This is a genomic window from Flavobacterium sp. I3-2, from assembly GCF_013389595.1.
Classification (GTDB): domain Bacteria; phylum Bacteroidota; class Bacteroidia; order Flavobacteriales; family Flavobacteriaceae; genus Flavobacterium.
Genome location: NZ_CP058306.1, coordinates 1602880 through 1624609, shown reverse-complemented (window position 1 = coordinate 1624609; position 21730 = coordinate 1602880). Strand labels below are relative to the sequence as shown.

Here is a 21730-nt window from a genome sequence, read left to right as displayed (position 1 = left end):
TTTTTAATGATTAGTATTTATTTTTAATCAAATTTAGTAATATTTGTTGAAATTAAAAAATAAGGCGTAACTTTTATAAGTTAACAAAATCTTAAAAAGCTAACTATTTTGAACAGAACAGCTTTCTCTATTTACAATGCTTCGGCAGGTTCGGGAAAAACACATACCTTGGTAAAAGAATATCTAAAAATATTAATGTTAGATAAATCTTATGATGGTTATCGAAAAATTTTAGCCATCACTTTTACTAATAAAGCAGTTAACGAAATGAAATCGCGCATCGTTTCCGCTTTGTATGCTTTTTCACTTCCAGAAATCGACAAAAAAAATGCACAAATGTTGCAGCAAATTGCCGAAGAATCAGGTTTGGAAGAAATTGTAATTCGCGAAAAATCAAAAATCATTATCAAAAACATCATTCACAATTATGCTGCTTTTGATATTTCAACCATTGATAAATTCACCCATAAAGTGATTCGTTCGTTTGCACACGATTTAGATTTACCGATGTCTTTCGATGTTTCGTTAGATACCGAAGCTCTTTTACAAGAAGCTGTAGATTCAATCATTGCAAAAGCCGGAACCGACGAAACCTTAACCAAATTGTTAATTGATTTTTCGTTAGATAAAACCGATAACGACAAAAGTTGGGATGTTTCACGCGAATTAATGGAAATTGGCCGATTGCTTTTAAACGAAAATAATCGAACAGAATTAGAGCTATTCCATCAAGCAACCATTCCTGATTTTATTGAGATTAGAAAAAAACTTCAAGCTGAAATCAAAGAGTTAAACGAATTAGCTAAAGCTTTAGCTAACGAAATTTTTGATATTATTAATACAAACGGAATTGAAATTAAATCATTTTCCGGACAATATTTCCCTAAACATATTCAATCGATTTTAGATGACAAATTCAGTAATTCCTCAAAAAAATATATTGAACCAGAAGATATTAAAATTAATAAAACAGCGAAAGAAAAAGAAGTTATCGAAAGTTTAATTCCTGATTTTCTTCAGCAAACAAACAAAATTTATGAAGCTTTCGGAAAGAAATCGTTTTACGAAGCTTTCTTAAAAAATCTTACGCCACTTTCTTTATTAAATTCCATTAGTTTAGAAATTGAGCGCATTCAAACCGAACAAAATATTTTATCTATTTCGCAATTCAACGCAATCATTAATAACGAAATTCAAAATCAGCCAGCGCCTTTTATTTACGAACGTTTGGGAGAAAAATACCGTCATTTCTTTATTGATGAATTTCAAGATACATCGGAAATGCAATGGAATAATTTAATTCCGTTAATTGACAATGCGCTTTCAGGCGAAGATGCTTCGGGAGCTCAAGGCTCGTTAATGATTGTTGGTGATCCAAAACAATCTATTTACAGATGGCGTGGCGGAAAAGCAGAACAATTTATTTCGTTAAGTAAAGAAGAAAATCCGTTTTCAAATCCAGATAAAGCAACCAAATTTTTAGAAACCAATTATCGTAGTTACGAACAAGTAATTACGTTTAATAACGATTTCTTTAAACATGTTGCTAACGAATTTGAACATCCAGATTATAAATATTTATACGAAAACGAAAGTTCGCAAAATAGCAATTCAAAATTAGGTGGATTTGTAGAAATTCAGTTTTTGGAAGATTTAGAAAAATCGGAAAACGAAGAAGAAACCAAAACCGATCAATATTTAAAAGCAACTTTAAAAACCATTGAAGATGTTTTAGCTCAAGGTTTCAAATATCAAGACATTGCCATTTTAACTCGAAAAAGAAAAGATGGTGTTTTATTGGCAAATTTCTTAACAGAAAACAACATTCCAATTTTATCTTCAGAAACGTTATTGATTAATAACGCAACAGAAGTTAAACTGATTTTGAATGTTTTAAAATACATCAAAAACAATCGCGACGACGAAGCCAAAGCTCAAATGTTGTATTTCATCGCTCGCAATAAACAATCGGTTTTACCGGTTCACGATTTTATTACGGAAGGAATGAAACACAGAAACGAAACCGATTTCCAGAAATGGTTAAACGATTTTGGTATTCCGATGGATTTTGCTTTCGCACGAAAAAACTCGTTATATGTAACCACAGAATACATCATTGATCATTTCATAAAAGAAAAGAAAACACTTTCGTACGTACAATATTTTATGGATTTGGTTTTGGAACGAACCGTTCGTTTACAAAGTTCAATTTCTGATTTTCTTACCTACTGGGAAGATAATTATGAAAAACTAAGTATTCCTTCGCCAGAAAATACAAATGCCGTTAAAATGATGACCATTCACAAATCAAAAGGTTTGGAATTTCCGGTGGTTATTTTTCCGTTTGCCGAAGAAGATTATTCGCGTTCACGAGATAAAATTTGGGTAGAAATTGAAGGTTTTGATGAATTAAACATTCCAAAAGCATTAATCGATTTAAATAAAAATGTTCGTGAATATGGTGTAAAAGCACAAGAAATTTTCGACATTAAAAAGCAAGAAGATTTACTTGACAACATCAACGTACTTTATGTTGCTTTAACACGTGCCGAAGAACAATTGTATATCATTTCCAACAAAAAAATAAGTTCAAAAGGTGAATTAGCGAATAATATGTCGTCGTTATTTGTGTCTTTTTTACAAAATTTAAATTTATTTTCGGAAGAAGAAAACGTTTATCCGTTCGGAGAAAAAGTTCGAATTTCAGAAAAGAAAATACTTTCTCCTGAAGAAATTGAAGCAACTTCGCCAAAACTAATTACAGCCGTTGAACACGGAATAGATAAAGAAAATACCATTAAAATTGCACAACGCGAAGCTTTAATGTGGGATACATCAACACAAAAATCTATTGAATACGGTAATTTAGTGCACGAAATCCTTTCAAAAATTAAATACAAAAAAGATATTAAAGAAGCTATTTCAACAGCTATTTTTGAAGGTTTATTGGTTTTAGACCAAGAAGATAAAGTACGCTCAAGTATTGAAATGATTTGTAATCACGAAGAATTACAAGATTTCTTTAGAGATGATTTTAAAGTCTTTAACGAACAAAACATTCTTAAAAAAGGAATGCCAAATATAAAACCCGACCGCGTAGTCATTAAAGATAAGGAAGCTTACATTTTAGATTATAAAACTGGAGCTTATCACAAAAAACACGAAGAGCAAGTAAAAGAATACGAATTAGCTCTAATTGAAATGGGATTGAACGTAACCAAAAAAGCTTTGGTTTATACCCAAGAAGATGATTTAAAAATAATACATTTGCAATAACTCAACTTAAAATAAATTATGTACGGATCTATTAAAAATCACTTACAAGCCGAACTTGAATCGATTAAAGAAAGTGGACTTTACAAAAAAGAACGCATCATCGTTTCACCTCAAGGTGCAGAAATTAAAATTAGTACTGGAGAAACCGTATTAAATTTCTGTGCAAACAACTATTTAGGACTTTCTTCACATCCAGAAGTTGTTCAAGCTGCAAAAGATGCTTTAGATACTCATGGATTTGGAATGTCGTCTGTACGTTTCATTTGTGGAACTCAAGATATTCATAAAGAATTAGAATCTAAAATTGCATCGTTCTACGGAACTGAAGATACTATTTTATATGCTGCTGCATTCGATGCTAATGGTGGTGTTTTTGAACCTTTATTAGGAGCTGAAGATTGTATTATTTCAGATAGTTTAAATCATGCTTCAATTATTGATGGAGTTCGTTTATGTAAAGCTGCTCGTTACCGTTACGAAAATAACGACATGGCAGATTTAGAAAAACAATTACAACAAGCTGTTGCAGACGGACGTCGTTTTAAATTAATAGTTACAGACGGAGTTTTCTCAATGGACGGATTAGTTGCACCGCTAGATAAAATTTGTGATTTAGCAGATAAATACGATGCCATGGTTATGGTTGACGAATGTCACGCTGCCGGATTTATTGGAGCAACTGGTAAAGGAACTTTAGAATACAAAAACGTAATGGGTCGTGTAGATATCATTACAGGAACATTAGGTAAAGCTTTAGGTGGCGCTATGGGTGGTTACACAACTGCTAAAAAAGAAGTTATTGAAATATTACGTCAACGTTCACGTCCGTATTTATTCTCAAACTCTTTATCTCCAGCAATTGTAGGAGCTTCATTAAAAGTTTTCGAATTATTAGAAAAAGATACAACTTTAAGAGACCAATTAGAATGGAATACAAATTATTTCAAAAAAGGTTTGAGAGAAGCTGGTATTGATTTCATTGACGGAGATTCTGCAATTGTACCCGTAATGTTGTATGATGCAAAGTTATCACAAGTTATGGCAGATAAATTATTACAAGAAGGCATCTATGTTATTGGATTCTTCTTCCCTGTTGTACCAAAAGATAAAGCGAGAATTCGTGTACAATTATCTGCAGCTCATACACAAGCTCATTTAGACAAAGCAATCGCAGCTTTTACAAAAATCGCGAAAGAATTAGGCATAATTTAACAAAAACTACCAAAAACAAAGAAATCAACTAAAATTAATTAACTTTTTTTTTTGATTTTACATATTAACAATGTACTTTTGTACAGATATTACATTTTGTAAAAAACAATAGTTATGAAACATTTCAACAAATTATTTGTAGCTGCTATCTTATTTGCTGGAGTAACAACTCAAGCACAGAATGCAGACCAACCGTGGGCTGTTACCGTGGGTATGAATGCTTTAGATGGAGCTCGTGTAAGTGCTGCGTCGAAATTTGAGAACCAAATGGGACAATACTTCGAAACAAAAAACTGGAGTATTTTACCATCTGCATCTGTATTAGGTGTTTCTCGTCACATTGGAGGTAAATTTTCAGTTGGTTTAACAGGTTCTGTTAACAAAATGACTAAAATGGTTAACCCAATTTACGTGAACAACGGAACTACTGCTAAACCAAACTGGGTTAATACAGGTCAACGTGAAAGAGTTGATGTAGATTTAATGTACTATGCTATCGACGCAAACGTTAAATACCGTTTCATCAAAGACAGTTGGTTTGACCCTGCTATCTTCGTAGGTGGAGGTTACGAATTCTTAGGTAAAGCATCAGCTGGAACAGTTGGTGGAGGTTTATCTTTAGGCTTCTGGTTTACAGAAAACATTGGATTAAACTTATCTTCCACTTACAAATATTCATTTGATGATACAAGAACTCCAAATGTTGACGTTCCATCACATTTACAACATATTGCTGGAGTAACTTTCCGTTTCGGTGGAAAAGATACTGACGGAGACGGAATCCTAGATAAATACGATGAGTGTCCAGAAATTCCAGGTTTAAAACAATTCAATGGTTGTCCTGATACTGACGGTGACGGAATCCCTGATCATTTAGATGATTGTCCAGATGTATTTGGTTTAGCTGAATTTAATGGTTGTCCTGATACTGATGGTGATGGAATCCCAGATAATCAAGATGCTTGTCCAGAAATTCCAGGATTACCACAATTCAACGGATGTCCAGACACTGACGGTGACGGAATTCCTGATCAATTAGACGAATGTCCATTAGTTCCTGGTCCAATTGAAAACAACGGTTGTCCTTGGCCAGACAGAGACGGTGATGGTGTTCCAGACAAATTTGATAAATGTCCTGATGTACCTGGATTAAAAGAATACGACGGATGTCCAAAACCTAAACCAACTGAACAAGTTGTAACTGAAAAACTTCAAAACATCTTATTCAACTTAGGTAAATCAACTTTAAGACCAGAGTCTGCATCTAAATTAGATGAAGCAGCAAATATTATCAAGAATTCTCCAAAAGAAAACTTCGTAGTAATTGGTATGACTGACAAAACTGGTTCTGAAGCAGTTAACTTAAAACTATCTAAAGAAAGAGCTGCAGCTGTAGTAAAAGCTTTAGAGGCAAGAGGGGTTAACCCAGAAGTATTAAAATCTATCGGAATTGGAAGCCAAGATGCAACAGTACCTGCTTCTGCTTCTAACGAAGAAAGACAAAAAGATAGAAAAGTAATCGTAAGAACTATTTCTAGCGATGAGTTTAAAGTAATGAAGAAAAATGACCTTCCTGCTTCTAAACCAGCTAAAAAAAGAAAATAATTAATAACGATTATTTTAAATAATAAAATCAGAACAGAATTTATTTCTGTTCTGATTTTTTTTGTTTAATTTCGAAAACATGTCAAAACAACTTCAATCATAAAGCACAAAGAACTTAACTAATTCATGAATACATTCTTAGACAAAATAGCTTCGCAAATAATACAAGATTTCCCAGAAAACTTTGAAAATTTAACGCTAGTTTTACCAAACAAAAGAGCAAGAATCTTCTTTATTGAAAAATTGAAAAAGCAAACTACTAAAACGTTCTTTGCTCCAAAAATTATAAGCATTGAAGAATTTATTTATGAAATAGCAAAAATTAAATCCATAGATAATATTGAATTATTATTCTGCTTTTATGAAGTTTACAAAAAACTAACACCTAAAGAAAACGTTCAAGATTTTGAAACTTTTTCAAATTGGGCTAAAATGCTATTAGGAGATTTCAATGAAATTGACCGCTACTTATTAAAACCTGAGCATGTTTTTTCATACTTAAAAGATATAGAAGATATTAAACATTGGGCTGTAGATTTGGAAAACAGAACACCGATGATTGAAAAATATCTTAACTTTTGGGATATGATGCCAATATATTACAGCAACTTATACGAATATTTAATAAAAGAAAAAAAGGGTTATCAAGGTTTAATCTACAGAGAAGCTGTTCGAAACCTTCAAAATTTTATTTCTGAAAATAATAATACTAAAATATATTTTGCCGGATTTAACGCCTTAAATCAATCAGAAGAAAAAATCATTCAAGAACTTTTAAAACATAATATTGCTAAAATATTTTGGGACATTGACCAATCAATCCTAAATGACCCGTTTCACGACGCAGGATTATTTGCTCGTAAGATAAAATCTAATTGGGGTTACTATAATACACATCCGTTTGAATGGATTGTAGATGAATTTAGTCAAGAAAAAAACATACAAATAATTAGTACACCAAAATCGGTTGGACAAGCTAAAATTACAGGAAAAATAATTGAAGAAATTAGCAAAACAAAAACGGACTTAACTGATGTTGCAATTGTTTTGAGTGAAGAAAATCTATTAATTCCTGTTTTATACTCGTTACCAAACGAAGTAAAAAGTTTGAACATTACAATGGGTTATGACAGCAAATCAAATCCAGTTCAAATATTTATTCAAAAATGGTTTAGAATGCACATCAATGCTTTAAACCGAAATAAAAAAACATATACCTTTTATCATAAAGATGTAACAGAAGTTTTAGCACACCCTTTAATCGAAGGAATGATTCATAGTTTCAAAGTAGTTGACAAAATAAACAAAAATAATTTGACGTTCTTTTCAGATGTGATGCTGAGTCAATTTCAAGAAAAAGAAAATGAATTATTTTCAATCCTTACAGAAAAATGGAATCAGAATGCACTTGAAATCACCAATCGATTAATTAAAATTTTATTGTTAATCAAAGCTAATCTTAACGAAAAAGAAGACAAACTTTCATTAACCTTCTTATATGCTATTTACAAGGCTATTAACCAACTAAAAAACTATGTAATAAAATACGACAGCATCAATTCGGCCGACCAACTTTTTAGTATTTACAAACAAATTATTGAACTTGCAGAAGTTTCATTTGAAGGTGAACCTTTATCAGGACTTCAAATTATGGGTGTTCTAGAAAGTCGTGTTTTAGATTTTGAAACCGTTATTATCACATCATTAAATGAAGGGAAATTCCCTGCCGGAAAAACAAACAATTCATTTATTCCGTTTGATGTAAAATTAGAATTAGGCTTACCGACTTTTAAAGAGAAAGACGCTATTTACAGCTATCATTTTTATCATCTTTTATTAAGAGCAAAAAATATTTATTTATTACACAACACCGATTCTGAAGGAATTGATGCAGGTGAAAAAAGTAGATTTATCACACAATTAGAATTAGACAAACGCAAAAAACACAACATCTCTAACGAAAATTATTTTGCGTTAATTCCAGATAAAGCTTATGAAAATCTAAGCATTGAAAAATCAAATTTATTAAACGAGAAACTAAAAAATATAGCAACTGATAAAGGTTTTTCTCCTTCGGCATTATCGAATTATTTAAGAAATCCGATGCAATTTTATTTTCAACGTGTTTTAGGAATCAACGAAGTCGATGAAGTTGAAGAAAACGTTGCTTTGAACACACTCGGAACAATCATTCATAATTCATTAGAAGAATTATACAAACCATTTATAGGTAAATTTCTTACAATTGCAGATTTTGACTGGATGATTGAAAATGCGAATCAAAAAATTTCAGAACAATTTAACGAAGTTTATTCAAGCAATACAGATAAGTTAGGTAAAAACTTATTAGCGTTTGAGGTTGCCAAACGAAATATATTTCATTTTTTAAAACTAGAAAAAACAGAAATTGAGAACGGTGTTGCTTTAAAAATTTTAGGATTAGAACAACGTTTATCACACGAAATAAATGACGACAGACTTCCTTATCCTGTAAAAATTTCAGGAATTGTTGACCGTATTGAATTACGCGATAATGTCATTCGAATTATTGATTACAAAACCGGAAAGGTCGAAAAATCTAATGTAACTATTCAAAATTTTGAAGGACTTACCAAAGATTTAAAATACGAAAAAGTTATTCAGCTTTTAGGCTACGCTTTGATGTATCAAGACCATATCAATAACCACGATTTGCAAGTGGCTATTTATTCATTTAAAAACAGAAAAGAAGGCTATTTATTATTTGGTTTAAAAGAAGATAAAAACATCATTAATAACATTGACAAACAAATTATCAAACAATTTAAAGAAGAACTAATTCATTTAATTTTAGAAATTTTAAATCCTGAATTAGCTTTTATTGAAGCTGAAGTTTAATTATTTTTTCTTAAAAAAATTTTGCAAGATTTGAATTAATTCAGATTCTTTTTCTAACGGAGCCATGTGACCACAATCTAAAACAAAAGTAGTTACATCGGCTTCTTTTGTTTCGTCTAAAATTTCAGATTCTGGTGCAATTAAATCTTGTTTACCAGTTACAATTAATTTTGAATAAGGTCCAAAATGCAATAAAACCTCTCGATCATTTCTAATTTTCATTCCTTCAAGAGCAGCTACAACTCCTTGAACAGAAGTTTTCAAAGCTTGTTCACGAATTAAATCAATCTGATCAGCAAACAATTCTCGAGCCGAATCAGAAAACAAATTATTAATTGCCATAGAAATAAAAGCAGTTGCATTTTTTTTGACAACCTGAATTGCACGATCTCTATTAAACTTACGTTCATTAGAATCAGAACGTGTTGACGAGTTAATCAAAACCAAACTACGAACATGATCCGGATACAATTCTGCAAAAGCTAAAGCTACATAACCACCCATTGAATGCCCAATTAAAGTTGCTTTTCGAATTCGTAATTCAGAAAGCAAAGCATAAATCATATCTGCTTGATCTTCCATGGTGTGAATGTATCCAAAATTTTCAGATTCACCGTGACCAAATAAATCAATTGTTATGACACGATATTTAGCATTGAAATAATTTACATAAGATGTCCACATGTTTTTATTTTCTAAAAAACCATGCAAAAAAACTAAAGCTGAACCTTTTCCAGATTCTGTATAACTAATTTGAGTGTTTTTATATGTAAACGTTTCCACCTTAATAAAAATATTAAATCACAAAATTAAAACAACTTTACATCTTATAAAAAAGTGTTTGTTCAATTTATCAAATAAATATCAACATTGACTTATGTAATAAAAAAGAGTATTTTTGCTAAAAAAACATTATGAAAAAAATTTTAACTCTTCTGTTATTTTCTTTTTATTTATTTACATATGCTCAAGAAGATGACAATCGCATTTACTTTGAAGTAGATCAAATAGCTACGTATCAAGGTGGATATGCTAATTTCAACAAATACATTTCGGATAACATCAATTGTAAAGTAAAAATCAATAAAAGAGAAAAAAATCAAATTCAACTTAGATTTATTGTTGAAAAAAATGGAGAGATTAAAAACGTAGAAATTCTTTCAGAAAAACCATTTGTTTGTAGTAAAGAAATTGGACAAGCTATAAAAAAATGTCCTTATTGGAAAGCGGCACGAAAAAACAATTTACCCGTCAGATCTATTGTACAAATGGATGTAAATTTTGAAAAATAATGAAGAAGTTTTTTTTATTTTGCTTTACTTCTATTCTAGCTCCATTGGGCAGTTATGGACAGATAGAAAACGATTCAACAACTATTGATTACAAAGAAGAAATAATCAGAGCGAAACCTGTAGATGGCTTAGATAATTTTAAATTAAAATTTGCCGAGTCCTTTTCAATTCCTACAGAACGAATTTTAGAAATCAACCGTAAACAACTAAGCTTAATTATTTCTTTTCAAGTAGACGAAAATGGTAAACTAGACAATGTAAAAGTTTTAAACGATAAATATAAATTGACGCCTGAGATCAGTCAAATTTTTAAAACGCTTCCTGATTGGATTCCTTCGCAAAGAAATGGGATAAACGTTTCTTCATACACTTCAATACCAATAACTATAAATTTTAGTTTACCAGATTACGAAAAAAGCGAAAATAGTATTGAAAAAAGGAGAGCGCTTGAGGCAGAATATAGAGCCTTTTATTATGAATTCAATACGCATATGATTTATCCGAGAGATTTTTGGGAAAGATATTATTATAAAAAAGGCGCTTACGATACAGGAGAAAATAAGACTTCGAACGAGTTTAGATATATGATTGAATTTACCATCAATGAAGAAGGTAAATTTGAAAATATCAAAACAATTGTAGATAAAAAACCTGACGAATATTTAAACAAAGCAGTAAAAAGAGCGCTTGCCAAATGTACTCCTTGGGAACCTGCAGTTGAGAATGGCAAAAAAGTTAAATCAACTATGAAATTACCTGTTACACTTTCTATAAAAAAATAAAAAAATGCCCTAAAAGTTTTTAACGTTTAGGGCATTTTAACAAAAATCACATTATAAAAACTTAATTATTTCATTTTTTAACGCATCATATTCGCCTTGAAGAATTAAACCGTTATCTAATAGTTTTTTATAATTCTGAAGTTTTTCAAATAATTCTTCTTTTGTCAATTGATTTAAAGATTTATTTTCTTTTGCCATTTCTTGATTTTGAGCAATTACTTCGGCAACTTCTTCTTTGAAATCATCAGTTGCAATCAATTGCTTAGGCTGCTCAATTAAAGAAGAAAAATCAGTCACTTCCTCAACAACAACTTCAGGAATTATTTCTGCCTCGTCTATTACAATTTCTGCTTCTTCGACGTGAGCTTCGAATTTTGAAAACAAAGTTGATTGCTTGCTCAATTCCAATTGTTCTTTAGCAAACGTATATAATTTTCTAGCTTGATTCTTTGGAATATAATCGATGGTTTCTGTAATATCGGTTTTTGTTACAAAAGAAAATTCAGATCCTAATAAATTTTCCTTAACCATTGGCGCAACAATTTCTTGCCAATCATAATCTGTAAAACTCATTGACAATCCTAAATTTTTAGGTTTACAAATAATGATCCTTTTATTAGTCATCACAATACTATCAGGAAAAACCGTCAAAGCAGGTTTTTTCTGAACACCAATGTAACCAATTTCCTCACCTTGCATTAAAAGATTATCTAACTTTTCAGTGATTTTTTCTATTGCTTTTGGATCTTGGTCTTCGTTTAAAATCTTTTTTAAATTATCTAACATAAATGATTTCTTTTTTAAAAAACTCAATTCGAATTCACGACTGAGATTTATCAATTAAAATTACATCAATAAATTTATTTATCAAAACATTTTAATTTTCATTAACTTCAATCTGTGCTTTCTTAGACAAACTTTTAAATACCAAATCATACGACTGTTGGATCAATTCACGAAGCAAAACCAACGGAACATCTTCGTTAATTTTAACTGTATTCCAATGTTTCTTGTTCATGTGATAACCCGCTTCGATTCCTGAATAACTTTCGCGAAGTTCAATTGCCTTCTCAGGATCGCATTTAAGATTCACCTTCGGATTTCCGTTTTCCCATTCAGAAAGCGAAGAAAGTGCATAGATTTTACCGCCAACTTTAAAAACCAACGTATCCTCATCGAACGGAAAATGTTCGGTGGTTCCTTTTAAATTCAAACAAAAATCGTAAAACTGATCGAGTTGCATAAGCTAAAATATTTGATATAAAATAGGTTTACTTGGCGACGCATCGTTTTCAAACGAAGCTATTTGCATATTAATAACATAAGCACCATCTTTAATTGCATCTTCAACAAAAATAAGTTCGGTAATTGTACAATCAAAACGTGCATCTTCATTAACAATTTGTGTATTTTGCACATTCCAAAAAGCCTTATGCGCTAACAATTTACCTTCGTCAACTTCTTTATCTACGCTTGGCAAATCAATCAACAAATGCTTCACTCCTATTTCTCGAATGTAAATTGCAGCTTCTTCGGTTAGATATGCCGGATTTGAATTCGAATAATTCTTATGCTTTTTATCGGAAAGATTTGGCATCGTACGAATAACCAAAGCTTCAGGTGTTTTTCCGTTTAAAGCTTTTTCGATTTGATTTTTTGTAATGATAAAATCCGATTCGAAAGTTTGAGGTTCAACCGAAATCAATTCAACTATAAAAAAGAATTGTTTTAAGGTTTGATTGATCGAATAAAAATCTTTGGTAATATGCCCTAAACACTCGGTATGCGTTCCGTGTCCGTGCGGATTAAACAAAATATTATTAAAATTGGTTGATGATTTCCCTGAAGAAACGCTTCCTACAAAATCTCCCATAACCACTGGAATAATTTCAGGTTTATCTAAATACCAAGCAATTGGGTTTTGCTCGTTGTTTTGAATTGGTAACGAAATATCTAAAGGTTTAGATAAATCTATTTCGTAGGTTTTATGATTGTGTTGAATACTTGTTTTCATGGTATGTTATTTAGCTAAAACGCTCAGATAAATATATAAAAACAAATTATAAATTAACGATAAGTACTTGGATAAATATTTTGAATTATATTAACTCAATTAGATTTTGTCCAAGTTTAATAAAACGAGAGGTTTAGTAAATTCTGTGCATCTGTGGCTAAGACAAAAAACTAATCAATCATAAACAATTCAGAAGCTATTCCGTCACAGAAAAACTTTCCTTTTAAAGTTGTTTTTAAAACGTTATTTTCAATAATTAATTGTTCTTTCTTGATGAAATAAGCAGCGTTTTCTAAAAGATAATTTAGATAAGCAGTTCCAAAATCGTTATCAATTTTCGATAACGAGACGTCCCAAATAGTTCGTAAACCCGTCATTACATATTCGTTATAACGATCTTGAATACTTAAGGTTTCCACTTCATTAGGCAATTCGTTTGCTTGGATTTTCTGAATATAAATGGCGTTATTGGCAATATTCCACGAACGGTTTTCGCCGTCAAAACTATGCGCCGATGGTCCAATTCCTACATATTTTTTTCTTAACCAATAAGCTGAATTGTTTTTAGAAAAATACTCAGGTTTTCCAAAATTAGATAATTCGTAATGCACAAAACCAGCATTTTCAAGCATTTCAACCAAAGCTAAAAAATGTTCGTGAGCCAAACCATCATCGGTATTCGCTATTTTCCCTTTTTTAATTAAAGTTGCCAAAGCGGTTTTTGGTTCAACTGTTAAAGCATAACTCGAAATATGCGGAATGTTTAAACTCAAAGCTAAATTTACGTTTGAACGCCATTTATCTAAACTCATATTCGGCATTCCGTAAATTAAATCAATCGAAATATTATCAAAATATTGGGTCGCGGTTTTCAAACATTGCAAAGCTTCTTCTGCATTATGCGCGCGATTCATCAATTGTAAATCTTCTTCATAAAAAGATTGAATTCCAATACTCAACCGGTTGATTTTAGATTTCGATAATTCGATAATTCGGTCTGTATTTAAATCATCAGGATTCGCTTCTAAAGTAATTTCAGGATTTTCAACAACATCAAACAAAGAAAATATCGTTTCTAAAATTGCATCAATTTCAGCATTCGAAAGCACACTTGGTGTTCCACCACCGAAATAAATCGTTTCAACAGGTTCGTTAATTTCATTTTTACGCAAATGAATTTCATGAATCAAAGCCGCAATCATTTCATCTTTCTTTTTCATCGTTGTAGAAAAATGAAAATCGCAGTAATGACAAGCTTGCTTGCAAAACGGAATATGAATGTAAATACCTGCCATTATTTTTTGGTTACGCGCTCTTGATTTTGATTAACAAATGATTCCCAACCTGAATAAGATTTTCCGACAACGGTTTTTCCTGAATTAAAAAAATGACAAACTGCAGCTGCCAAACCATCGGTAGAATCGAGATTTTTAGGTAATTCTTTCAAACCTAACAATTGCTGTAACATCTTTGCTACTTGTTCTTTCGATGCATTTCCGTTTCCTGTAATGGCCATTTTAATTTTTTTAGGTTCGTATTCGGTAATCGGAATATCGCGAGATAAACCTGCCGCCATGGCAACACCTTGGGCACGTCCTAGCTTCAACATCGATTGTACATTTTTACCAAAAAACGGGGCCTCAATCGCAATTTCATCCGGATGATGCGTGTCAATCAACTCAATGGTACGTTCAAAAATACGACGCAATTTCATATAATGATCGTCCATTTTACTCAGTTGTAATTCGTTTAACTGAATAAATTCCATTTTGTTTTTTACCACTTTGATCAACCCAAAACCCATGATGGTTGTTCCAGGATCGATTCCTAATATAATGCGTTCTGTACTCAATTCGTTTCGTTAAAATAGTTTCTTACCTTAAAGTAAATTTGTTTCTTTGTAGTATGAAAATTCTCAACAACAAAGCTAAACAATTCTTAACATTAATTATTAAACTTACCATTATTGGTTTGGCTTTTTATTTTGTTAAAAATCAGTTGGCAGAAAAGCCTTTGAATTTAGATATTTTAAGAGAAAGCTTAAACGGAAAATATGCGTATTTGTATATTTTTATCATTTTGTTGTTGACGTTTTTAAATCGATTTATCGAAATTTTAAAGTGGCGAAATTTAATTCAGGTTATTGAAAAGATTTCGATTTGGGAATCAACCAAGCAAGTTTTAAGCGCCATTACTTTAGGAATCTTTACTCCAAACGGAATTGGAGAATACGCTGGAAAAGTTTTATTTTATAAAAAAGAAGATGCCGGAAAAGTGATTCTTTTGAATATGATTTGCAACGGTGTTCAGGTTATTTATGCGATTTCTTTCGGATTAATTGGCGTTTTTTACATCAATCATTTACATAATTTTATTCCTGATATTTATTTCTTGTATTTATTTTTGATTTTAAGCGCTGCTGTAATTTTAATTTTAAGCATCAAAAATATTCAAATTAAAGGTTTTTCGCTTGAATCGATTTTTAAATACATTGGAGAAATCAAAAAAAGTATTCATCGTAAAAACTTGATTTTAGCTTTTTGTCGCTATTTTGTTTTGATGAATCAATACTACTTTTTATACAAATTATTCGATGTAGAAATTCCTTATTTTGTTTTAATCGGAGTTGTTTCGGCGGTTTATTTATTAGCTTCTTCGTTACCTAATTTTCAGATTATCGATTTTGCTTTAAAAGGAAGCGTTGCTATTTTCTTGTTTGGATTATTCGGTGTAAACGAATGGGTAATTGCGATTGTTGCAACTTTAATTTGGATGTTGAATTTAGTGATTCCAATTAGCATCGGAAGTTTGTTTGTACTTTTTTATAAACCCAATAAAACTATTCAAGAGAAATAGGTAAAACAAATTTCGTAGTTACAGGAATCCCACGTTTTAAAGCCGGTTGAATCGGTGTGAAATTTTCATTTTTATTCTGAATCAAAGTATTCAAAAATCTTATATTATAACGAACAGAATCTTTAGGTTCACACTCAAAAAAAACTTTGGAATCTTTGGTAACTGTAACCAAAATATTCATTTCTTTCAGTCCTTTTATTTGATTTATTAAGGAATCTTGTTTTATTTTAGTTTTTAATTCAAGAGTGACTGTATTAAAAAAACACAATCTATTTTCTTCTTTATCCTTTATTGAATCACATGCGTCAATCGTAGGATATTCATCAACTTTAGTCCAATCAATGGTATGCAATTCTTTACGCAACAATTCTTGTGGATCAGGAACTTTTTTGTCTGAAACACAGGAAATCATCGTTAAAAAAATAAATGACAAACCAAACTGAATCTTCATAAAGAAATAATACGTAATTTTAGGTACAAAAATACATCTTTTTTATGGAATATATATTACTATTACTGAGTTTTATATTGATTATATCTGGTCTTATAGGAAGCTTATTACCTGTTTTACCAGGACCATCACTAAGTTGGATTGGACTTTTAGTTTTGTATTTTACTAAGGGAATCGAAATGAATTATTGGATTTTAGGAATTGCACTAATTCTTACAATACTAATTACAATTTTAGATTTTGTAATTCCGGCACAAGGTACCAAGCGTTTTGGAGGGAGTAAATATGGCGTTTGGGGAACCAATATCGGTTTGATAATTGGTATTCTATTTCCAATTCCATTTGGTTTCATTTTAGGTCCGTTTGTTGGTGCATTTATCGGCGAGTTAATATACAAACGTGACGATTCTAAAAGAGCTTTAAAGGCTGCAACAGGTTCGTTTATCGGTTTTTTAGCTTCTACTTTTATGAAGTTTGTAGTTTGTATGGCTTTTTTAGGTTTTTATATCAAAGAAGTTATTGTAAATTGGAATATTTGGTTTTAAAATAAAAGCTTCCCTATAAGAAAGCTTTTATTTTTTAGGCGGATTATCTTTGGTTACTTTTATGGTAATTGGCATGATAAATCTTGAACGAATAGGTTCTCCGTTAGTCATCGCAGGTTTCCAATTAGGTAATAATTTCATTACACGAATCATTTCATTACGAATTTCTTCGGTTTCACCTTCAGCCGTAATTTCAGATAAAGAACCGTCTGTTTCTACAAAAAAACTCAGTTTAACTTTAATCTCGTTTTGATTAGAAGCTATTTTTGGAGAATTAAATTTTTCTATAAAATTCAAATACAAATTTCGCATTCCATCAACTGGTTCTGCTTTAAATTCTGGCGTTGGTAAAACATCTTTAGGTTGTGCATTTCCATAAAATGACGTCATAAAAATAAATACTAAAAATAATTTTAAATAGTTCATAAGTTTTGATTTTTTTTAAATTGCCTTCCAATACGATTTTGTATTCTTATCTAGATTTATTTCTACTGGTATATAAAATTGCGATTTAATATCTTTATTATTTTTTGTTGCGGGTTTCCATTTTGGCATCAACTTAATAACCCTTTCTACATCAGCTGCTATATTAAATTTATCTTCTGTTACAAATATATTAGTAAGACTTCCGTCTGCTTCAACTGTAAAATTTATTGTAAAACTCCCTATTTCACCATTTGGAATTAAATCTTTTTCAAATTTAAACTCATTCCAAAAATTATCCATAAATGAAGATAGACCTTCATCTGGTCTTGCCATAACAGACCCAAGTTCAGGTATTAATTCTTTAGGTATATAAATAGTAATTGGCAATCTAAACTTAGACCTAACAATTACATTATTTTCTTGAGCTGGAATCCATTTGTCAAAAGTTTTCAAAACTCTTATAGCTTCTTTAGCATAAAGTTCATCAACTCCTTGCACAATTATATCTGACAAAGAACCATCTTTTTCAACTATAAATTCAAAAGTAAATTTTACAGAATTATGTTCAGGTAATGACGAGTGTAAATCAAATTCCTCTTTAAAATTCTGATGAAATACTTTAAACCCTTCTTGAGGTGATGCTTTTTTTTGAACTAATGAATAGACTTTATCATCTTCTATCTTTTTATCTTGTTGCGCATTTCCATAAAATGACGTCATAAAAACAAGTACTAAAAATAATTTTAAATAGTTCATAAGTTTTGATTATTTTTTAATTTGAAATGACTCCAGTAATTCGTTAAATACACGCTCTGTTTCAGTTTTATCTTTGGACATATAAAAAAGCATATAGACCAAATCATCTTTGTAAAAAAATCTATTTTTAGAATAAAAGACACCTTCCTCAATATCTAAAGCTTCATCATAATTCAAAGAATGAACTCCTAAATATTCAACTTCTTCAATTTGAATCTCACGAGAATCTAAGAAATCTCTCTGATAATATTTAATTTGTTCAAAGTTATTTTCGTCTGCCTTGATTACAACCAATTTATACATTCCGGTATTTGTTAAATATTCAAATTGATATTTTATATCCGTTTCATCAATTTGTTGTTCTGATGCAATACAATTACAACTGAATTTAAAAAATAATGTTTCCATTTCTACATTTTCTAGTTTCTCATCAAAAATAGTTTCAATAAAATCTTGACGGTCATCAGCTTCGATAACTATCGGCATTGTAAATGTGGAACGAATTGGCTTACCTTTATCATAAGCTGGTTTCCATTTAGGCATTTTTTTTAGTGCTAAAATAACATCTTTACCTAAGTCATATTTATCTTTACTTACCGTTATATCGGTGAACGAACCATCAACATCAATAACAAACTTTAATGTAATATTAACGGCATTGCCATTTGCTTTACTTACATTTAATTTATTAATAAAATTTTTACGAAAAACTGCTAACCCTTCATATGGTTCAGCTCTTTGGTCAAATGCTGATTCTACTATCACTTCTTGAGCTTCTGAAACAGAAAAGCTGAAGATAAAGAACAACAGAAATATTTTAAAGTATTTCATAATATAAGTGGTTTAAGCTATTTTTTTAATTGAAAAGAATTCAGAAGCCCATCTAAAACAATCGCTGTAATTTCATCAACTCCAGAACCAAAAGTTATTACACAAAGCTTGCCGTCAACAAAAAAAAGAACGGTTCGATAATAAAATTTTGCATCTTGAATTTCATGTTTCCCTGATAAAACTAAAGCTTTTTGATTATCAAGATTGATATAATTAAATGTTCCATTTTTGTTTTTTATGTCTTCGATAAACTTATCAAAAGTTTTTATCTCATCAGTCGAAGGAATTTGAGAAATCGCTACACTATACAATCCAATTTTATCTAAAGTTTCAAATTCATAATATACTAATTGTGATTTATCATCGATTATATTTTTAGACATCTCACAATTGCATTTAAAACTAAAAGATTCCGTTTCTTGAACTGTCGATTCAAGTAGCTTTTTATATGTTTCTAAATCTGGAATTTGTAAAGTATTATTTTTTTGCGCATTCCCGTAAAATGGAATCACAAACATCATTAATAGAATAATTTTAAAATATTTCATCCTTTTATTTATTGTTTGATTTGGAAAGATTGAAGTAATTCTTCAAAGACAATATTTGTTATTTCTGTACTATTTGAAGCAAAATTTAAAGTATATAAAATATCATCTTCAAAAAAGAAAATCGAACGGTTACAAACCATATTACCTTCCCAAGTCTCAGACCACTCGACATCTAAAGCTTCCGTATCTCCTAGTTTTACTTTTTTATATTTAACCTCACCTTTTGAAATTTGTTTAATCAAGTCTTTAAAAAATGCTTTTTTATTAACTTTTTGAAATTTCTTAATCCCAATATTATACAAACCAATTTTATCCAAAGTTTCATACTGAAAAAATTCGGAAATTCCATCTGGTTCAATAACTGTCGTTAACGTAACACAATTACAATCAAACTTAAAATAATCGGTTTCTTGCGTGTATTTTTTTAAAACCGTACGATAAGCTGCGACATCTTTTTTAAAATTCTCTTCATTCTCATCATAATCATTTAATCTTATTGTAACAGGAAGATTAAAAGAAGAACGAACGGGTTCGCCTTCATGATAACCAGGTTTCCATTTAGGCATTTTAGACAAAACACGTATAATTTCGTATACAATTTCTTCTGATTGGTCAGGAACGGTAATATCTGAAAAAGAACCATCCTTTTCAACAATGAATTTCACAACAAGTTTTAATTGATTCTGATTTGAAGGTAGCTTTGGTACTTTAAATTCTTTAACAAAGTTTTCGTAAAATTCTTGTAAACCTTCATGTGGACCAGCTTTTTGTTGAACGAAAGTTTTTATATTGGAAACATCCTGTGCATTTGAATTAAAAGTAACGAATGTAAAAAGTAAAATAAATAATTTTAAAAGCTTCATAAGAGTTTTCTCGATAAGTTATAAATATACAAAAAAATCCCGCTCTTTCGAACGGGATTTAACATTAGCGGTCTGGACGGGACTCGAACCCGCGACCCCATGCGTGACAGGCATGTATTCTAACCAACTGAACTACCAAACCAATGTTTGTTTTTTTAACCTAAAAAGGCTTTGAGTTTCTTAAACTCTTCTGGCGGTCTGGACGGGACTCGAACCCGCGACCCCATGCGTGACAGGCATGTATTCTAACCAACTGAACTACCAAACCAGAATTTTGTTTTTCAACTGTGCAAATATAGTTACTTTTCTAGCATCTACAAGACTTCAGAAGCTTTTTTTACAACTATTTTTTAATCTACTTATTACCAAACAATTGCAATATCATCTTATTTTGAAAATAAAAAAGCCCTCCAAAAAATTGGAAAGCTTTTCATTGGTCTAACTACTAAACCAGGTACTCGCGTACCTTAACAACACAACTATTATTCCTCAAAAAAGAGTTGCGGTCTGGACGGGACTCGAACCCGCGACCCCATGCGTGACAGGCATGTATTCTAACCAACTGAACTACCAAACCAATATTTAAACACTTAAATCTTAATAGATTAAATAAAAAATCAAAGAGGGCAAAAAAGCCCCTCGTAACCGAAGGGCTATTTAATCTTAGCGGTCTGGACGGGACTCGAACCCGCGACCCCATGCGTGACAGGCATGTATTCTAACCAACTGAACTACCAAACCAAGATTCTTATTCTATTTCAATTTAAAACTTACACGTCGTAAGTTTGAGTTTCTTAAACTCTTCTGGCGGTCTGGACGGGACTCGAACCCGCGACCCCATGCGTGACAGGCATGTATTCTAACCAACTGAACTACCAAACCAGAGCGTTGTTGTTTTCAACGGTGCAAATATACAACGCATTTTTAATTCTGCAAACATTTTAGAAAAAGAATTTAAACTTTTTTTCATCAAAACACAAAAGCAACTTAACCTCAACAATTTACAAACACAAAAAAAAACGAGAAGATTTCTCAACTCGTTTTATATTTTCAATATAATCATGGATTACAACAAAGCACTGATTGCATCTGCATAAGTTTGCTTTGGAGCAACACCTACTTGACGACCTACGATTTCTCCGTTTTGGAAAATTAATACTGTAGGAATACTTCTAACTCCGTATTGAGAAGCGAAATCTTGATTTGCATCAACATCAACTTTACCTACAACCACTTTTCCTTCGAAATCTCCACTTAATTCTTCAATTACTGGACCTAACATTTTACAAGGACCACACCACTCTGCCCAAAAATCAACAACTACTGGTTTATCTGATTTTAATACTACTTCTTCAAAAGTAGCATCTGTTATTTCTAATGCCATATTATTATTATT

General features: G+C 30.9%; 21 protein-coding genes and 5 tRNA genes. 8 read left to right on the top strand and 18 right to left on the bottom strand.

What is annotated here, in order from left to right; all coding sequences use genetic code 11:
• Positions 1 to 105 precede the first annotated feature (105 nt).
• The 4 genes from HW119_RS07650 to HW119_RS07635 all read left to right on the top strand — a co-directional run bounded on the left by HW119_RS07650 (position 106) and on the right by HW119_RS07635 (position 8970).
• Positions 106 to 3276, top strand: a complete 3171-nt coding sequence (locus tag HW119_RS07650; RefSeq protein WP_177766567.1) for a UvrD-helicase domain-containing protein — start codon at positions 106 to 108, stop codon at positions 3274 to 3276.
• An 18-nt stretch (positions 3277 to 3294) separates the two neighbouring features.
• Positions 3295 to 4488 carry a glycine C-acetyltransferase gene (gene kbl, locus HW119_RS07645; RefSeq protein ID WP_177762841.1) on the top strand — a complete coding sequence of 398 codons (1194 nt, stop codon included), beginning with the start codon at positions 3295 to 3297 and terminating at the stop codon, positions 4486 to 4488.
• 114 nt (positions 4489 to 4602) lie between these two features.
• Positions 4603 to 6093: a thrombospondin type 3 repeat-containing protein gene (locus HW119_RS07640; protein ID WP_177762838.1), complete on the top strand. Its 1491-nt coding sequence runs from the start codon at positions 4603 to 4605 to the stop codon at positions 6091 to 6093.
• 126 nt (positions 6094 to 6219) lie between these two features.
• Positions 6220 to 8970, top strand: coding sequence for a PD-(D/E)XK nuclease family protein (locus HW119_RS07635; RefSeq protein WP_177762835.1), 2751 nt, complete (start codon positions 6220 to 6222; stop codon positions 8968 to 8970).
• Here HW119_RS07635 and HW119_RS07630 read toward each other — a convergent pair whose 3' ends face one another.
• Positions 8971 to 9753 (bottom strand): alpha/beta fold hydrolase, encoded by a 783-nt coding sequence (locus tag HW119_RS07630; RefSeq protein WP_177762832.1) that lies wholly within the window; start codon positions 9751 to 9753, stop codon positions 8971 to 8973. It lies immediately after the preceding gene.
• 131 nt (positions 9754 to 9884) lie between these two features.
• Between HW119_RS07630 and HW119_RS07625 the strand changes: the two genes are divergently transcribed.
• A complete protein-coding gene (locus HW119_RS07625) occupies positions 9885 to 10262 on the top strand; it encodes an energy transducer TonB (protein WP_177762828.1) in 378 nt (125 codons plus the stop codon).
• Positions 10262 to 11044, top strand: coding sequence for an energy transducer TonB (locus HW119_RS07620; protein WP_177762825.1), 783 nt, complete (start codon positions 10262 to 10264; stop codon positions 11042 to 11044). Before HW119_RS07625 ends, HW119_RS07620 begins: the two co-directional genes overlap by 1 nt.
• 51 nt (positions 11045 to 11095) lie before the next feature.
• On the opposite strand, the gene HW119_RS07615 is transcribed toward HW119_RS07620, so the two are convergent.
• From HW119_RS07615 to ruvC, 5 genes are all read right to left on the bottom strand, one after another.
• Positions 11096 to 11830 (bottom strand): PH domain-containing protein, encoded by a 735-nt coding sequence (locus HW119_RS07615; RefSeq protein ID WP_177762821.1) that lies wholly within the window; start codon positions 11828 to 11830, stop codon positions 11096 to 11098.
• Positions 11831 to 11921: 91 nt separating this feature from the next.
• On the bottom strand, positions 11922 to 12287 hold the full coding sequence (locus HW119_RS07610) for an MmcQ/YjbR family DNA-binding protein (protein WP_177762818.1): 366 nt from the start codon (positions 12285 to 12287) through the stop codon (positions 11922 to 11924).
• Between the two features lie 3 nt (positions 12288 to 12290).
• Complete coding sequence (locus HW119_RS07605; protein WP_177762815.1) at positions 12291 to 13058, bottom strand: cyclase family protein; 768 nt, start codon at positions 13056 to 13058, stop codon at positions 12291 to 12293.
• 170 nt (positions 13059 to 13228) lie between these two features.
• Complete coding sequence (hemW, locus tag HW119_RS07600) at positions 13229 to 14353, bottom strand: radical SAM family heme chaperone HemW (protein WP_177762812.1); 1125 nt, start codon at positions 14351 to 14353, stop codon at positions 13229 to 13231.
• Positions 14353 to 14910 carry a crossover junction endodeoxyribonuclease RuvC gene (gene ruvC, locus HW119_RS07595; protein WP_125019968.1) on the bottom strand — a complete coding sequence of 186 codons (558 nt, stop codon included), beginning with the start codon at positions 14908 to 14910 and terminating at the stop codon, positions 14353 to 14355. Before ruvC ends, hemW begins: the two co-directional genes overlap by 1 nt.
• 53 nt (positions 14911 to 14963) lie before the next feature.
• On the opposite strand from ruvC, the gene HW119_RS07590 reads away from it, so the two are divergent.
• The gene (locus tag HW119_RS07590; protein ID WP_177762808.1) at positions 14964 to 15914 is read left to right on the top strand and encodes a lysylphosphatidylglycerol synthase domain-containing protein; all 951 of its coding nucleotides are present in this window, start codon (positions 14964 to 14966) and stop codon (positions 15912 to 15914) included.
• Here the strand turns inward: HW119_RS07590 and HW119_RS07585 are convergent.
• Positions 15898 to 16365 (bottom strand): hypothetical protein, encoded by a 468-nt coding sequence (locus HW119_RS07585; protein ID WP_218620402.1) that lies wholly within the window; start codon positions 16363 to 16365, stop codon positions 15898 to 15900. The two genes, HW119_RS07590 and HW119_RS07585, sit on opposite strands and share 17 nt — an antisense overlap.
• Positions 16366 to 16409: 44 nt before the next feature.
• On the opposite strand from HW119_RS07585, the gene HW119_RS07580 reads away from it, so the two are divergent.
• Positions 16410 to 16910, top strand: coding sequence for a DUF456 domain-containing protein (locus HW119_RS07580; protein ID WP_177762802.1), 501 nt, complete (start codon positions 16410 to 16412; stop codon positions 16908 to 16910).
• 27 nt (positions 16911 to 16937) lie between these two features.
• On the opposite strand, the gene HW119_RS07575 is transcribed toward HW119_RS07580, so the two are convergent.
• From HW119_RS07575 to trxA, 11 genes are all read right to left on the bottom strand, one after another.
• On the bottom strand, positions 16938 to 17336 hold the full coding sequence (locus tag HW119_RS07575) for an energy transducer TonB (protein WP_177762799.1): 399 nt from the start codon (positions 17334 to 17336) through the stop codon (positions 16938 to 16940).
• A 15-nt stretch (positions 17337 to 17351) separates the two neighbouring features.
• A complete protein-coding gene (locus HW119_RS07570; RefSeq protein ID WP_177762795.1) occupies positions 17352 to 18056 on the bottom strand; it encodes an energy transducer TonB in 705 nt (234 codons plus the stop codon).
• Between the two features lie 45 nt (positions 18057 to 18101).
• Positions 18102 to 18923 (bottom strand): energy transducer TonB, encoded by an 822-nt coding sequence (locus HW119_RS07565; RefSeq protein WP_177762792.1) that lies wholly within the window; start codon positions 18921 to 18923, stop codon positions 18102 to 18104.
• 17 nt (positions 18924 to 18940) lie between these two features.
• Complete coding sequence (locus HW119_RS07560) at positions 18941 to 19471, bottom strand: hypothetical protein (protein WP_177762787.1); 531 nt, start codon at positions 19469 to 19471, stop codon at positions 18941 to 18943.
• A gap of 8 nt (positions 19472 to 19479) precedes the next feature.
• The gene (locus tag HW119_RS07555) at positions 19480 to 20334 is read right to left on the bottom strand and encodes an energy transducer TonB (protein WP_177762784.1); all 855 of its coding nucleotides are present in this window, start codon (positions 20332 to 20334) and stop codon (positions 19480 to 19482) included.
• A gap of 68 nt (positions 20335 to 20402) precedes the next feature.
• Positions 20403 to 20476, bottom strand: a tRNA-Asp gene (locus HW119_RS07550).
• Positions 20477 to 20525: 49 nt separating this feature from the next.
• Positions 20526 to 20602 (bottom strand) — tRNA-Asp (locus HW119_RS07545).
• 235 nt (positions 20603 to 20837) lie between these two features.
• Positions 20838 to 20911: transfer RNA gene (locus HW119_RS07540), tRNA-Asp, on the bottom strand.
• 90 nt (positions 20912 to 21001) lie between these two features.
• Positions 21002 to 21075, bottom strand: a tRNA-Asp gene (locus HW119_RS07535).
• A gap of 64 nt (positions 21076 to 21139) precedes the next feature.
• Positions 21140 to 21216, bottom strand: a tRNA-Asp gene (locus tag HW119_RS07530).
• Between the two features lie 184 nt (positions 21217 to 21400).
• Positions 21401 to 21718, bottom strand: coding sequence for a thioredoxin (trxA, locus tag HW119_RS07525; RefSeq protein ID WP_177762781.1), 318 nt, complete (start codon positions 21716 to 21718; stop codon positions 21401 to 21403).
• Positions 21719 to 21730: the final 12 nt, after the last annotated feature.